The 14,576-nt window shown below is 68.2% G+C and carries 11 protein-coding genes; 5 read left to right on the plus strand and 6 right to left on the minus strand.

The window, feature by feature from the left end; translation table 11 throughout:
* Window positions 1-128 precede the first annotated feature (128 nt).
* The 3 genes from ACSMFO_RS03985 to ACSMFO_RS03995 form a co-directional block, all read right to left on the minus strand.
* Window positions 129-2,462 carry a chitobiase/beta-hexosaminidase C-terminal domain-containing protein gene (locus ACSMFO_RS03985; RefSeq protein WP_436456957.1) on the minus strand — a complete coding sequence of 778 codons (2,334 nt, stop codon included), beginning with the start codon at window positions 2,460-2,462 and terminating at the stop codon, window positions 129-131.
* Between the two features lie 124 nt (window positions 2,463-2,586).
* Window positions 2,587-4,950 carry an ATP-binding protein gene (locus ACSMFO_RS03990; protein ID WP_436456958.1) on the minus strand — a complete coding sequence of 788 codons (2,364 nt, stop codon included), beginning with the start codon at window positions 4,948-4,950 and terminating at the stop codon, window positions 2,587-2,589.
* Window positions 4,951-5,031: 81 nt separating this feature from the next.
* Complete coding sequence (locus tag ACSMFO_RS03995) at window positions 5,032-5,451, minus strand: hypothetical protein (protein ID WP_436456959.1); 420 nt, start codon at window positions 5,449-5,451, stop codon at window positions 5,032-5,034.
* Between the two features lie 195 nt (window positions 5,452-5,646).
* On the opposite strand from ACSMFO_RS03995, the gene ACSMFO_RS04000 reads away from it, so the two are divergent.
* From ACSMFO_RS04000 to ACSMFO_RS04015, 4 genes are all read left to right on the plus strand, one after another.
* Entirely contained in the window at window positions 5,647-6,666 is a 1,020-nt protein-coding gene (locus ACSMFO_RS04000; RefSeq protein ID WP_436456960.1) for a transcriptional regulator, read from the plus strand.
* 80 nt (window positions 6,667-6,746) lie between these two features.
* Window positions 6,747-7,571: a hypothetical protein gene (locus ACSMFO_RS04005; RefSeq protein ID WP_038513178.1), complete on the plus strand. Its 825-nt coding sequence runs from the start codon at window positions 6,747-6,749 to the stop codon at window positions 7,569-7,571.
* A 121-nt stretch (window positions 7,572-7,692) separates the two neighbouring features.
* Window positions 7,693-8,316, plus strand: coding sequence for a cyclodeaminase/cyclohydrolase family protein (locus ACSMFO_RS04010; protein ID WP_436456961.1), 624 nt, complete (start codon window positions 7,693-7,695; stop codon window positions 8,314-8,316).
* Window positions 8,313-9,146, plus strand: coding sequence for a bifunctional 5,10-methylenetetrahydrofolate dehydrogenase/5,10-methenyltetrahydrofolate cyclohydrolase (locus ACSMFO_RS04015; RefSeq protein ID WP_072027049.1), 834 nt, complete (start codon window positions 8,313-8,315; stop codon window positions 9,144-9,146). The genes ACSMFO_RS04010 and ACSMFO_RS04015 overlap by 4 nt, the downstream gene beginning before the upstream one ends.
* 166 nt (window positions 9,147-9,312) lie before the next feature.
* Here the strand turns inward: ACSMFO_RS04015 and ACSMFO_RS04020 are convergent, their stop codons facing one another.
* Complete coding sequence (locus tag ACSMFO_RS04020; RefSeq protein ID WP_436456962.1) at window positions 9,313-9,885, minus strand: TetR/AcrR family transcriptional regulator; 573 nt, start codon at window positions 9,883-9,885, stop codon at window positions 9,313-9,315.
* Between the two features lie 113 nt (window positions 9,886-9,998).
* Here ACSMFO_RS04020 and ACSMFO_RS04025 point away from each other — a divergent pair, with 113 nt between their 5' ends.
* Window positions 9,999-10,739, plus strand: a complete 741-nt coding sequence (locus ACSMFO_RS04025; RefSeq protein ID WP_436457069.1) for a class I SAM-dependent methyltransferase — start codon at window positions 9,999-10,001, stop codon at window positions 10,737-10,739.
* A gap of 44 nt (window positions 10,740-10,783) precedes the next feature.
* Here ACSMFO_RS04025 and ACSMFO_RS04030 read toward each other — a convergent pair whose 3' ends face one another.
* Together ACSMFO_RS04030 and ACSMFO_RS04035 are read right to left on the minus strand one after the other, a co-directional pair.
* Window positions 10,784-12,235: a cellulose binding domain-containing protein gene (locus ACSMFO_RS04030; protein ID WP_436456963.1), complete on the minus strand. Its 1,452-nt coding sequence runs from the start codon at window positions 12,233-12,235 to the stop codon at window positions 10,784-10,786.
* Complete coding sequence (locus ACSMFO_RS04035; RefSeq protein ID WP_436456964.1) at window positions 12,232-14,556, minus strand: cellulose binding domain-containing protein; 2,325 nt, start codon at window positions 14,554-14,556, stop codon at window positions 12,232-12,234. The genes ACSMFO_RS04030 and ACSMFO_RS04035 overlap by 4 nt, the downstream gene beginning before the upstream one ends.
* Window positions 14,557-14,576 lie beyond the last annotated feature (20 nt).

The raw sequence follows: 14,576 nt of genomic DNA on the forward strand, positions 1-14,576 counted from the left end.
GGAAGGGGGCCTTCATGTACTTCAGGTGCCCGACCCGGCGGTCGTGAGTGGCGTTTCGGGTTAGAACCCGAAACGCCACTCACGACCAGCCGCACCGACGCGCGAAGAAAGCGACCGTCAGTCCGGAGTTACGGGTAGCTCACCAGGTTGCTCGGCCGCGTGTCCGGCGGCGTCACAGCCCCGGCGTCGTTGATCACGTGGGTGATGGTCCCCTTGTAGTTCAACGAGACCGTCACCAGATTGTGGAACCGGACGCCGGAGCGGTTCGGCACCTCGAACGCGTGATACAGGTTCACCGACGGGTTGTCGTTGAAGAAGCAGTAGCTGCCCAGGCCCCACGCCTCGTGCGTGGTCACGTTGTCCCCCACCTTGTAGGCGGCGTACCCGTTGAGCCCGTTGGGACTCTTCCAGCCCGCCTGGTCCGGGACGTCGTACGGGATCTCGTTCTGGAAGAAGATCGTCCTGCCGTTCTGGCCGTTCCAGATCACCTGGTACTTCTGGTAGTGCTCGACGAACAGGCCGGTCGCCAGCACGTTGTCGCCGTTGACGACCACGCCGGTGTCGCCGGTGTTGATCGTCCAGCCGTAGGTGCCCGCGTTGCCGTGGTCGGCCCGCCAGGCCCAGATGTGGTCGATGATCGTGTCACGGCTGTTGACGATCAGGCTGTTCGTCGCCTTCCCCGCGATCTGGCCGCCGATCCGGAAGAACACGTCCTGCAAGGTCGTCGGGTTCGCCGCGTGGTTCGTCGCCGAGCCCGTCTGTCCGACCGTGAGCAGCGACTGCGAGTTGGTCGTGCCGGCGTCGAACAGCAGCCCCTTGAGCCGGACGCCGTCGACGTCCGCGACCTTCATGGCGTCGACGCCGTTGTCCGGGACCAGCGTCGGGTAGCCGACGCCGAGGACGACGGTGTTCGCCTTCGTCACATTGAGCGTCTGGTTCAGGTGATAGACGCCCGGCGTGAAGAACAGGTTGCAGCCCTGGGAAAGCGCGGTGTTGATCGACGACGCCGTGTCCCCCGCCTTCACGACGTAGAACTGGCTCATCGGCAGCGAGGAGCCCTGGGTGCCGCCGTTGGCCCAGCTCGGCCCGGAAGCGTTGGTGCGCAAGGCGGGCAGGAACACGCGGTACTTGCCGGAGCCGTCGAGGTAGAGATACGGGACGTCACGAGACACCGGCGTGGTGCCGAGCGTCGTCTCCGGCGGGTTCGGGAAGGTGTTCGCGGGAGCGCCGCTCGTCCCGGAGAAGACCATGTTCCAGACGCCGCCGTCCCAGCTGCCGTAGCTGCTGTCCCGGGTGTACCACTGCTGCTGCGAGATCGACGCGGCCTGTCCGGAGACCTTGGTGTCTGCGGTGTAGCCACCGCTCGCGAACCCGTAGCTGGCCGGGTAGAGCTGGAGCCCGCCACGGATGTCCATCCGGCGGAACGGCGCGGCCTGCGCGACGGCCCAGCGGGTCGAACCGCTGCTCGGGACGACGGCGAGGTTCTCCGCCGAGCGCCAGAAGTTCTGCAGCGCCACACCCTTGTCCGACTCGTTGAACGCGTCGACGGTCACGTCACCGTTGATCACCACGTCGCCCGGGTTCTGCCCGAGCCCCGCGACCGAGGTGTAGTAGCCGACGTTGTCGTGGATGCCGTTGTACACACCGGGCTTGAACAGGTGCGCGTACCGCCGCTCGGTGAACTGCGCGGTCAAGGTGTCCTTCTGCGCGTTGAAGTCCGCGTCGAGCCGGGACTGGATCGACGCCGCGGACATCCCCGGGTCGAAGATCCGCACGTTCGGGCCGAAGTCCGGGACCTCGGCCTGCGCCGGGCAGGTCGCCTGTGTCGATCCGATCGTGTAGCTCGCCGACGCCACCGGGGAGTTCGCCGAGCCGGATTTGAGCGCGATCGCGGAGATCGTCGCGGACGTGGAGACCGTGATCGGCCCGGTGTACAAAGTGGACGACGCCGTCGGCGTGGAACCGTCCACTGTGTACCGGATAGTCGCGCCGGAGGTCGCGCTCGACAGCGTCACCGAACGCGCGCTCGGGTAACTGCCACCCGGCGGATCGAAGGCCGGCGACGCGACGGTCGTGCCGCTGCCGCCATGGGTGTACGTGAAGTGCGGGGTGTCGTACTGCGGCCCGTTCTTCTCGTAGGTGAACCAATAGTCGAGCACCGTGCCCGCCGAAAGCGAGCCGACGGTGTGCCGCCACGTGCCCCCGTTGTCGGTCATGCGGACGTTCTGCTGTCCCACTCCCGGAACACCGGTGTAGTGGATGTCGACGTAGCGCGCGGGGCTCGCCGGAGTGAAGGAGAACTGCGCCTGGGTCGCGTTCAAGGACGCGGCACTCTGGCTGTAGTCGGCGGCCGCGGCGGTGGCACCGCCGAGCCCTGCCGCGATCAGGAGCGCGGAAAGGCCGAGGGCGAGCGCGCCCCGGAACCCTTTCCGCCGTTCGGGCTGCACAAAGATCCGGTTCACGTCGTGACACCTCCGGCGTTGGAAATCCACGGGCGAAGCAATTCGTTGCGCGCCACAACAAAGTAGCCGTCCGTGCGATATGTCCAGATCACGCTTCGGTAACACTGGTGGTCCAAACCACTGACTACTCCGGACAGCCCCTCCGAGTACCGCCGTTCCGCTCGCCTCGTACCGCCGTTCGGGTCACCCAGGCCGCGATCTGCGCACGGGAATCGAAGTCCAGCTTCCGCAGGATGCGCTGGACGTGGCCCTCGGCGGTGCGGCGGGAGATCACCAGCCGATCGGCGATCTCCCGATTGGACAGGCCGTCGGTGATCAAGAGCGCTACCTCGTGCTCTCGGTCGGTGAGTACGGTCTCGACCTCGGCGACGGGACCGCTCTCCGTGCCCTCGGCTTCGTCGAGCGCGAAGGCGACGGCCTCTTCCAAGGTGAACTCGCTCCCGTACCGCGACAGGACCGCGTACCGGCTGTCACCGAGCGCCTCACGGGTCCGCGCCTCACAGTCACCGTGCGGGGCACCGAAATACTTCGAGCCGAACATCGGGTAGCCGACCGATTGCCAGATCCGCCCGGCGCAGCCGAGCAGGGTCGCCGCACGCGCCCAATGCCGCAGCGACGACTCGATCCACGCGAGCACCTCGATCGACAACACCATGCCGAGCAGGTCGTTGAAGGTGCGCTTGATCCTCAGGCAGTTGCGCGCGTAACCGATCGCCGGCTCGAATTCGCCCCGGTTCAGCGCCACGAGCGCCAGCACGTAGATCGCATAGGCATAGGCCCATTCCTCGCCATGCGCGGCGCCGATCGCGCGCGCCTCTTCGCACAGCTCCGCGGCCTCGTCCAACTCGCCGAGGAATATCGACGCGATCGCCATCTCGATTCCGGCCAGCATCACGTTGCCGTTCAGCTCGCCCAGCCGTCGATAGCGGATCCGGGCGTCCTGGAACAGGTCCTTCGCGTAGCCGACGTCGTCGCCGACCAGCGCGTTGCAACCCAGGCGGTGGATCGCGTAGGCGAGCGCCGCCTCGTCCCCGACCCTGCCCGCTTCGGTGCGGCACTCCCCCAACAGAGTCACCGCACGCACGACGTCACCCTGCAGCGTTGACACGTATCCGTTGACCCACAAGGCTTTCAAGCGGTCTTTGCCGCCTTCGCGGACGGCTTCGAGCGCGTGATCGAGCCAGTGTCTCCCCTCCCCCAGCACGCCGCAGCCCGCCCAGTAGAACCACAGCGTGCCCGCGAGCTTCAACCCGGTCCTGCCTTCGGACGGCGTGGCGAGGCAATAGTCGAGCGCTGCGCGCAGGTTCGCGTGCTCCAGTTTGGTCCTCGCGCAGATCTCCGCCTGCTTCGGCCCGAACCAGTCCCGCTCGCTCCGCTCGGCCTGCGCGAGGTAGTAGTCCCGATGGCGGCGCAGGACCGCGTCCTCGTCACCCATGCCGTGCAGCTTCGCCCTGCCGAACTGGCGAAGCGGCTCCAGCAGCCGGTATCTCGTCCGGTCGCCGTCGCGTTCGAAGAGCAGGACCGACTTGTCCACCAGCCCGGCCAGGTGCCCGAGCACCGACCGAGCGGACAGCCCCTCCCCGGCGCAGACGAATTCGGCCGCGGACAGGCTGAACCCGCCTCCGAAGACCGATGCGCGCGCCCAGAGGACCCGCTCGGCGGCACCGCACAGGTCGTGGCTCCACTCCACTGCCGCCAGCAGCGTCTGGTGCCTGGGCAGTCCGCCGCGTTCCCCCTTGGCGAGCAAGTGGAAGTTGTCAGCCAGCCGGGTCGCGAGCTCGTCGAGCGACAGCGCCCGGACCCGGACCGCGGCCAGTTCGATCGCCAACGGTATCCCCGCGAGCATCCGGCACACGTTCGCGATCAAAGCCTGGTTCTCGTCGGTGACGACGAATCCCGGCTCGACCGCGGCCGCCCGTTCGGCGAACAACGCCATAGCCGGATAGTCACGCCAGGCCCCCGATCGCAGCGGGATCCGGGGCGCGGGCAGCGGTAGCGGCGCGACCTGCCAGAGATGCTCTCCCGGGATCCCGAGCCGTTCCCTGCTGGTGATGAGGAAGCGGAGCCCCGGCGACACCCTCAGCAGCCGATCCGCCGACGCCGCACAGACCTCTATCAGGTGTTCGCAGTTGTCCAGGATCACCAGGATCCGGCGCCCCCGCAGGTGATCCGCGAGCACGTCCGCCTGGTCACGGCCCGTGTCGTCGCGGACGCCGAGCGCCTCCAGCACCGTGTGAGCCAGCAGATCCGGGTCGGACAGATCCGCGAGTTCGACGAACCAGACACCGTCGGGGAAGGCCCGGCGCAGTTCGGCGGCGGTATGCAAGGCCAGCGTCGTCTTGCCGACGCCGCCGACCCCGGTCAAGGTCACCAGCCTCGCCTTGGACAGCAGTCTTTTGACCTCGGCGACGTCCCTTTTCCGACCTACGAAACTCGTGGTCCCGGCGGGGAGGCTGCCCGGCCGGTCTGCTGCGGCCGCGGTGCCCACCCCAGAACCGTACGGACGCCCGCGACCGGCGGTCAACGAAGCCAGTGGCCCGTTCGCTCGGTCAGCCCAATCCGGATTCAGTTAGTCCGGCACCACATAGAGCGTCGACACGTCGCCTCCGTGCATGGCCACGAGGCTGGTCCGGCAAGCGAAGAGCACCTCGCGGTTCGCGACCGTGTCCGGTGGGACACCACAGCCGTCGCAAGAGAGTTCGACCGATCCCGGAAAGGTCTCGTCGATCTCGACGTCGACCGTGCGGTCGCAGCGCCGGCACCAGCGATGCCCGGTGACGACCAGTACGTGCAACGGATCGGAGATGCACTGGTGCAACCAGCAGCGGTGCACGTAACAGGTCGTACGCGCGTGTGCGCTCAACCCGTGCTCCTCCGCCACGTCCTCGGCGGCGAGGATCGCGGCCAGCCGACGGTCGGCGAGCTCGCCGTACCGATCCAGACGACCGCCCGCCCGGGGTGTCGTACGCGCATCCTCCGAGGAGACCAACCGGAGACGGGCTCGCGAGGGCGGTGTAGCACTTAGCACCATGTGGGTCTCGACCTTTCGGCATCCACTGGAAGTCCTACCAGGTTGCTCTCGTTCCGCCTGGGCGACACCCGTACAACTACCTGTCTTCTTACCTGAGCGCACTTTGAGTTTCGCGGTGAGACAGTCGCGGCGGCGCGTCGTCCGGGCTACGCTTTGAGCCACGAAATCGCGCTGGGGTTACGTCAGGGGTTAATGACCATGACAGATCCTGAAGCCGCCTCTCGCCGCCACCTCATTCCTGACCGGGTGCGGGACCATGATGTCGAGGCGCTGGAAACACAGACGAAAGCGCTTCGTGCCGTCGACTACCAATGCGGGGGCGGGATGTGCCGCGACGCGGTCGTGGTCCGGATCCGGCGCGGCCATCGGATGCTCGCGATGTCGATCTCCGAACCGTTGCGGGCCAGGCTTTTCTCCGCGGTCGCGGACCTGCACAACCTCGCCGGATGGACGTGTTTCGACAGCGGTCACGTCGGCGCCGCGCAGCATCATCTCGATGTCGCGCTGAAGCTCGCCGCCGATGGCGAAAACGCCGAATTGATCGCGAACATCCATTACCGGCGAGGCCGGATCGATCTGCATTACGGAGTGATGGACGAAGCCCTCGCACAATTCGAACTGGGCAGGCTCGCCGCGAAGCGGGCCGGCTCGAAGCTGGCCGCGAGCATCCTGAGCGCGAACCAAGGCTGGGCCTACGCCAAGAAAGGCGACGCGAACCTCGCCGTCGGGCTGATGGGCCAAGCAGGCGAGGAATTCGCCGAGAAGGGTGACGCCGAGTCACCCGACTGGGCGAGGTTCTTCACCGAGGTCGACGTTTCCGCGATGGCGGGCTCGGTGCACACCGACCTGGCTTTGCGCAGGGGTGGCCGCCATGTCGGACAGGCGATCGCCGCGCTCACCGACGCCGTACGCGGATACGGTCCCGAAATGGCGCGCAGCCGTTCCCTGTGCCTGGCCATGCTGGCCACGGGACACGTTCTCGGCGGAGACGGCGACCAGGCGCTGTCCGTCGGCATCCAAGCGATCGAAAGCGCCGAAACGGTCAAATCGGTCCGCACGAGAGACCGGCTGCGCCCGCTTGAGCGAGAAGCCGCCAAACACCCCGACGACGCCGCTTGCCGGACTTTGTCCGAGGCGGTGACCTTGTTCGTCACCGGCCGCGACCAAACCTGAAGAAGATCCGTTTGTACGGACCTTGTACTCCCGCTGCCCATGCTGCCCGGACCAACCGGATCCGTTTCAGGAGGCAGGAATTGTTGACCAAGGTAGCCGTGCTCGCGACAGCGACCGCGCTCTCCTTCGGCGTGGCCGCACCGGCCGGCGCCGAAGTGACCGCGTTGCCGACCGCCAGCATGGAAGCGGTGCTCAAGGCCGCGCAGATCGACCCGCGCCGCGCGGACAGCGCGCTGACCCCCGGCGCCAAGGACAGCGTGCTGCTGGTGGAGCAGGCACTGGCCGCCAAGGGACTGCTCGACCAGCAATACGTCGACGGCCACTTCGGCACGTCGACGATCACGGCGTACTCCAGCTACCAGAAGTCGCTGGGCTACACCGGGATCGACGCCTCCGGCCTGCCGGGAAAGACGTCGCTCGAGAAGCTGGGCGAGAACCGTTACACCGTCACCGCGGTGGTCTCGGCGGGTAGCCGCCTGACCTACCACGGCAAGACGATGAACACCCGGACCAAGGCGATGCTGGTGAAGGCCGAGGGTCTGCTCGGCAGGCAGCTCACCATCACGCAGGGCTCGTACAACCCCGGTGGCGTCGGTGCTTCGGCCGGGACGCACGACGGTGGCGGCGCGCTCGACATCGGCGTCGAGGGCATGTCCTCGACCACGCGGACTGACGTCGCGCGGAAGCTGCGCCAGGTCGGCTTCGCGGCTTGGGTCCGGACCCCGGCCCAGGGCTTCGCCTACCACATCCACGCCATCGCGCTGTCCGATCCGGACCTGTCGTCCGGCGCGCAGCACCAGGCAGGTGACTACTACCTCGGCTACAACGGCCTCGCCGGTCGCGGTGCCGACGACGGCCCCGCCGTGTCGCCGAAGCTCACTTGGGAGGAGTACCTGCGTTCCTGAACACCTTCACCGAAGGCCACCTTCACCGACGTAGATCGTCGCGAAGGTGGCCTTCGGGCTGTCCGGGAACGCCCAGGTAGGCTTCGGCGCGACGGCAAAACCAGCGGGAAGGGAACATCGCGTGGAGGCTCAACCGGTCGGTCAGTGGCTCGACGAGCTGGCATCGAAGGCCTCGACGCCCGGTGGTGGCGCGGGTGCCGCGATGAACGCCGCCGTCGGTGCCGCCCTGGTCTCCATGGTGTGCAACCTGACCATCGGCAAGCCGAAGTACGCCGAGCACGAGGCAACCATGACCGAGGCGCTCACCAAGGCCGAAGACCTCCGTGCACGCGCTCTCGGCCTCGCCGCCGACGATGCCACCGCGTTCGACGCCGTGGTCGCCGCGTACAAACTCCCCAAGGCCACCGACGAGGAGAAGCAGGCCCGCACCGCCGCGATCCAGGCCGCGCTGGTCGGCGCCGCCGAGGTGCCGCTGCGCACGGCCGCCCTCGCCGCCGAGGTCATCGACGTCGCCGCCTCGATCCTCGAAGGCGCCAACACCAACGTCATCTCCGACATCGCGGTCGCGGCCTCGTCCGCGAAGTCCGCGCTCGAATCAGGCGTGGTCAACGTCGAGGTCAACCTCGCGTCCATGTCGGACGAGCAGCTCCGCAAGGAGACCGAGGCCCGCCTCACCGAGTACACCCCCGCGGCCGGGCGCGCCGACGCCCTGATCGCCCAGGTTCGCGAAAGGCTCGCCCGATGACCCTGATCGACGGGCGCGCGATCGCCGCCGCCATCACCGCCGAGGTCACCGAGACCGCCGCCAAGCTTCGCGAATCGGGCACCGCCCCGACGCTGGCCGTGCTCGTGCCGACCGACGACGACGCCACCGCCTGGTACGTGCGCTCGATCGAGCGTGCCGCCAAGAAGGTCGGCGTCGACTGCCGCGTGGTCCAGCTCGAAAAGCCGACCGGCGCGGACGTCACCCGCGAGCTCGACAAGCTGTCCGCGGACCCGTCGGTCCACGGCATCATCTGCCAGACCCCGCTGCCCGAAGGCGTGACGCTCGACGACGTCGGCGCGCATATCGACCCGCGCAAGGACGTCGACGGCGCCAACCCGGTCAGCCTCGGCCGCCTCACCGCCGGCCTCCCGACCTACGCTCCCGCCACCGCCGCCGCGGTCCTGGAGATCCTGAAGCGCGAGCAGGTCGCCCTGTCCGGCGCCCAGGTCGCCGTCGTGGGCCGCTCGACCATCGTCGGCAAGCCCGCCGCACTGCTGCTGCTCGGCGAGCACGCGACGGTGACCATCTGCCACTCCCGCACCAAGGATCTCGCGGCGGTCACCAAGGCCGCGGACGTCCTGGTCGTGGCCGTCGGCCGCGCGCACTTCATCGGCGCGGACCACGTCAAACCCGGTGCCGTGGTGATCGACGTCGGCACGAACCCGACTCCCGAAGGCGGGCTCGTCGGCGATGTCGACCAGGCCGCGGTCGAGGAGATCGCGGGTTCGATCACGCCGGTCCCCGGTGGCGTCGGCCCCGTCACGACCTCGCTACTGCTGCGGCACACCGTCACCGCCGCGCAGTCCTGATCCACCGAGATCGAACTCCGCACTCGCGTGAGCAGAGGCGGATCTCGCGTGATCAGAGCCGGAACTCATGAGATCCGGCTCTGATCACGCGAGTTCCGCCTTCAATCACGTGAGTGCGGAGTCTGATCACGCGAGTCACGCCTCGGGCACCGCCGGGCGAACGTCGTCAGGTCCCGATCACCGTCTCCACCACCTTCCGCACCTGCGCGATCTCCGGCGCGGGCGCGGTGCGGTCCGCGTACAGCAGATGCGTGGCACCGATGAGCGTTGCGGCCAAAGTCTCGACGTCGGAGTCCTCGGCGATCCGGCCCAGATCCCCTTCCGCCTTGAGGTAGCCGCCGATCATGACGGCGGCCTGGGTCAGCACCGGAACCCCGGCGGGCCATTCGCGGCGCAATCGGGCGCGAAGCTCGTCACGGAAGATCACGAGCGGGACGATCGCGACGGCGACCGACTCGAAAACCGCCGTGAGCGCCGTGGTGAGGTTGTCCACGACCGTCCCGGTGCCGACGGCCTCCCGCAGGCCCTTCTCGTCGAGCTTCTCGATCCGGTCGAGCACGAACTCGGCGAGGAAGCCGTCGAAATCGTCGAAATGCCGGTGCAGCACGCCTTTCGCGCAGTCCGCCTCCGTGGTCACCGCACGGCTGGTGAGCCCGCTCGGCCCGTCCCGCAGCAGGACCCGTTCGGCGGCGTCGAACAACTGCGCGCGGACGGCGCGCAAAGCCACTCCTGTCGGCATTCGGCTCCCTTGCGTTGACGAGTGGGCAAGTGCCCACTTAAGGTGGGCGCATGCCCACTCTACCTTCGGGGCAAGAGCCTCATCGCCATCGACAGGCCGCGGAATCCTTCGGCGTGGACGTCGAACGCTACGACCGGACCCGCCCCGCCTATCCCCCGGAACTCGTCGAACACCTCATCGCCGCCGCTCCCGGCCGCGAGACCCTCGACGTCGGCGTCGGCACCGGCATCGAAGCGCGCCAGTTCCACGCGGCGGGCTGTCACGTGCTGGGCGTCGAGCCGGACGAGCGAATGGCCGAGTTCGCCCGGCAGAGCGGAATCGACGTCGAAGTCGCGAAGTTCGACGATTGGGAGCCCGCCGGACGCCGGTTCGACCTGCTCGTCTCCGGACAGGCCTGGCATTGGGTCGACCCCGTGGCCGCCGCCGCCAAGGCCGCCGAGGTCCTACGGCCCGGCGGACTCTTCGCCGCGTTCTGGCACGTACCCGAACCGCCGGAAGAGGTCGCGGACGCCTTGGCGGACGCTTACCGGCGGCTCGTGCCGGACGCCCCGATCGATCTCAAGAGCGTGCCGAAACAGCCCTCTGACCCGTACGGGCCACTCATCGTGAAAGTCGCCGACGGTCTGCGCGAGGTGGGCGGGTTCGGCGAGCCGGAACGAAGCCGTTACGACTGGGACCGGGTCTACACCCGTGACGAATGGCTGGACCAGCTTCCGACGTTCGGCTCGCTGACCTGGGTCGAATCCACAGTGCGACAAGAGATCCTCGCTGAAGTCGGGGCGGCGATCGACAGGATGGGCGGCCGGTTCACCGCGCGCTACGCCACCGTCGCGATCACCGCGGTCCGGGACTGACCCGCCGGTGACGGGAGCCGCGCCGCTCCCGTCACCGGCGTCCGTCAAGGCGTGACGGGGACGTTGGTCAGCCCGTTCACCGCCCTGGACACGGTGTTGGACGCGTAGACCACGTTCGGCCGTTCCGAGCATTTGGACGTCGACGTGATCTTGATGGCGTACTGGCCGACGCCGCCGAGATCGGACTTGTTGTCCCGCCACACGTTCCCGCAGCCGTTCGGGAACGACGGGGTGGTGGCCGGATTGTGCGTCTCGTAGCCGTTCGCGAAGGTTCCCGGCGAGGCGAAGGTGCCGGTGTTCCCCTCGATGACGTATCCGAATCCCTTGACGTCGATCCAGGAATCGGCCGAGTTCTGCCCGGAAATCCCTTGACCGTCGAAGGTGTTGCCGCGGATCACGCCGCCTTCGGTGCCCTCCTTGACGTCGATGCCCTCCGCGGCCACGTACGGTCCGATGTGGTTGTTGAGCACCTGGATCCGGTCGCTCCGGTCGACCCCGCCGGAGTTCCCGTGGCAGGCCCAGTTCGAGTTCGCCGAGCCGAGGTAGACGCCCTCGCCGTACCCGGCCTGCACGAGTCCGGTGTGGCTGATCGTCGAGTCACGGATGACGCTGTCGGCCGAGGAACGGCGGAAGTGCACGGCCTCCTCGTCGATCCGGTGCACCCGCACCCCTTCGATCACCGTGTGGTGCGAGCTGTCGGCGACGATCCCCTTCTTGGCTTCCTGCACGGAGAAGCCCTGGAGGTGCCAGTACGGCGCACCGTACAGCCAGAACCCGTACCCGGAATCCCAGCCCGCCGTCGGGGCCGGGCAGGACGGTGCCTCACCGGACGGGCCGTCGTTGATCAGGACCGCCGTCGACGGTCCGGTCACCGTGATCGGCGCGGCCGCCGTGCCGGGTTTCGTCGCGACGAACGAACCCCGGTACGTTCCCGCGGCCAGCCGGATGGTCCGGCCCGGGATCGCCGCGGCCAACGCGGCCTGCAGTTCCGCCGCGGTGCCGACGTCGACGACGTCCCCGGACGGCACGCTGGTGGTGGTCGTCGGCGAAGTGCTTGTGCTGGTCGGGGACGGCGGGGTGGTGGTCGTGGTCGGCGCTCCTCCCCCGCACGGGCTGCCGTTGACCGTGCATCCGGTCGGCAGGCCCAGCCCGGTGGTGTTGAATCCGAAGGACGCCGTGGCGCCGGGTTTGATCGTGCCGTTGAAGGCGGCGTTGGTCACCTTGTAATGCTGCCCGCTCCTGGTGAGCACCGAGCTCCACGACGTGGTGATCGCGGTGCCCTCGGGCAGATCGAACTCGATCGTCCACTGTGTACTGTTCGCGTCCCCGGCGTTGGTCAGCGTGTACTTCCCGCCGTATCCGCTGTCCCAGGCCGAGCTTTGGGCGAACGTCACGGTCAGGCTCGGGGCGGCGGCTTCCGCCGTGACGACGGCGCCGAACAGTCCCGCCGCCGACGCCGTGGCCGCGATCGCGGCGAGCAGTCGCTTCCTCGTCATTCCGTGCCTCCGCATTTCGTTCCGGCGATCGAGCAGGCGAACGGCAGCCCCTGGCCGGCGGCGTTGAAACCGAACGTCGCCGTGCCGCCGGGTTTGACGCTCCCGTTGTGGGTGGCGTTCCCGAATCGGTAGTGCTGCCCGGTCCTGGTCAGCACCGAACTCCAGGAGCCGGTGATAGTCGTCCCGGCGGGCAGGTCGAACTCGACCACCCACGACCCCACGGAGGCCGAACACGTGTTGCTGATCGTGAAGCCGGCGCCGTAGCCGCTGTCCCACACCGACTTGCGGGTGAAGGTCGCGTTCAGGCAGGCAGTGGGGTTCTGTGTCGTCGTAGTGGAGGTAGGGGTGGTCGTGGTGGGGCTCTGGCTGGTCGGGGAAGACGGCGGCGTCCCGTCGACGGCCTTCAGGAACAGCGACGACGCGGCATCGGTCTTGGACGCGTCGACGCCGTGTCCGACGGTGTAGTCCCGCTGCTCGTTCTTCGCCCAGTCGGCGATCGGGGTCCCGCCGACGTCGAGGTGCTTGTACGCCGTGCCGTCCCACCCGAAGGAGTAGACGCGGTGGCGGTCGGCGTAGAAGTCGTTATACGGGCCGTTGTCCGCGAGCTGTTTGGTCATGGCGTTGTTGAAGAACACGTTGCGATAGCCGGAGGCACCCGACCACTTGACGGCCTTCTTGCCCGCGCCCCACCAGATCGGGAACCAGTTCGAGTCGTCGGGACCGCCACCGCCCTCCTCGCCGCAGTTGGCGCGGCAGTTCCCGGACCGGTGCGCGTACGGGACCTTGACCGTGTTGAGCTCGAAGAGGTTGTTGCGTTCCCAGCCGCCGTGGAGGTTCAGGTCGGAGTCGAACGAGTTGCCGATCACCACGTTGCCCGCGGCGGACCACTGGAAGGTGAAATGCCGCAGCAGGGTCGAGGTGTTGCCCGCGTAGAGCGAATCCCAGACCCGGGAGCCGCGGAAGTAGCCGTTGCCGCCCTTGCCCTTGTTCCACGATCCGTTGAGTTCGTTGTCGACGATCTGGAGGTTCTTCGCCTCCTCGGTGACGATCGGGTGCGAGCCGGTCATGTCCGCGCGGATACCGCGGACCCAGGAGTTCGCCGCCCACTTGAACACGATCCCGTGCATCTCCGCGGCGGGCGCCATGTTGCCGTAGTTGTTGTTCGCATCAGCGGGGTTCAGACCCGGCATGTCCTGGGTGAACCCGAGGTCCTCGAACCCGACGCCGAGCACCGGGTCGACCAGCGGTGCCGCCTTCGAGTCGTAGGTGGCGCCGTCGATCGGGGCGGAACCGTCCGAAGTGGAGTTCACCGGGACGTCGTACTCGAGCGGTTTGTCGAGGGTGATGGTGCGTGCCGTGGTGTCGAGCGCGGCGATCGTGAAGATCTGCTGGCGCATGTGCATGTTCAGCAACGGGAACGTGGTCGGTGTCGCCTGCTGCTGCTCGTAGAACTTCTGCGAGTTGGCCGCCCGGATGTTGACCAGGTTCCCGGCGGCGAGCGAGGTCAGCGCGCCGCTGCTCGCCAGGTGGACGACCTTGTCCCCCGTCCGCGCGGCGAACGCCGTGTCACCCGGCTTGCCCCGCAGCTTCACTCCGGCCTTCCAGTGGACGTTGATCGTGCCCTCGAAGATGTCCTTGCGGTTCGCGGGCGCGGCGGCGTAGTCGCTCGCGTAGGACGTGTGCACTCCCCTGGACTGGACGCGGAACAGCCCGCGGCCGGGCCACAGCCAGCCGCCCTTGCCCGCACCCGAGGTCATCCCGTCCTCGTCCCAGTCGGAACCGTCCGGAGTGAGGGCGTCGTACAGGGTGTTCGCGTCCGGCTTGTAGACGAACTTCGTGGCGTCCTTGCCCGCGCCGCGCAGGATCAGGTAGTCGGCGTCGACGTGGATCTCGTGCGTGACGTCGAACCGGCCGGCCGGGAAGGTGATCGTGCTCAGCTTCGTGTAGCTCCCGGACGGCGAGCACGCGCTCTTGATCCCGTCGATCGCCGCCTGGATCCCGTTCGTGTCGTCGGCGCCGTCGTCCGGTTCGACGTTGTACTGGCTCGCCAGTTCGGCCGCGGTGACCTGGCAGGCGGCGTTCGGATTCACTTCACCGGCGCCGGGTAGCGCGGCACCACCGCGATATCCGGCTTTGGACCAGTCGTAGAGGCCGGCGACCGGCGCGCGGCGATTGGCCGCGCCGAGGTCGAGGCCGGTCAGCGCGCCTGGTCCCGGCGCCGCGTCCGCCGCCGGGGGCGGTATCTGCAGGAGCGCGACGGTGGCGACCACGGCGGCGACCGCCGGTAGGACGGCACGACGAAGAGGACTTTTTCGGGACACCCGAAACCTCCGTGACGGAC

This window comes from Amycolatopsis sp. w19 (assembly GCF_051373225.1).
GTDB lineage: Bacteria > Actinomycetota > Actinomycetes > Mycobacteriales > Pseudonocardiaceae > Amycolatopsis > Amycolatopsis japonica.

Bases quoted from the DNA above. Each gene is read 5' to 3' on its own strand.
- ACSMFO_RS04020 (WP_436456962.1), bottom strand. From the start codon at position 9,885: ATGCCGACAGGAGTGGCTTTGCGCGCCGTCCGCGCGCAGTTGTTCGAC.
- ACSMFO_RS04030 (WP_436456963.1), bottom strand. From the start codon at position 12,235: ATGACGAGGAAGCGACTGCTCGCCGCGATCGCGGCCACGGCGTCGGCG.
- ACSMFO_RS04015 (WP_072027049.1), top strand. From the start codon at position 8,313: ATGACCCTGATCGACGGGCGCGCGATCGCCGCCGCCATCACCGCCGAG.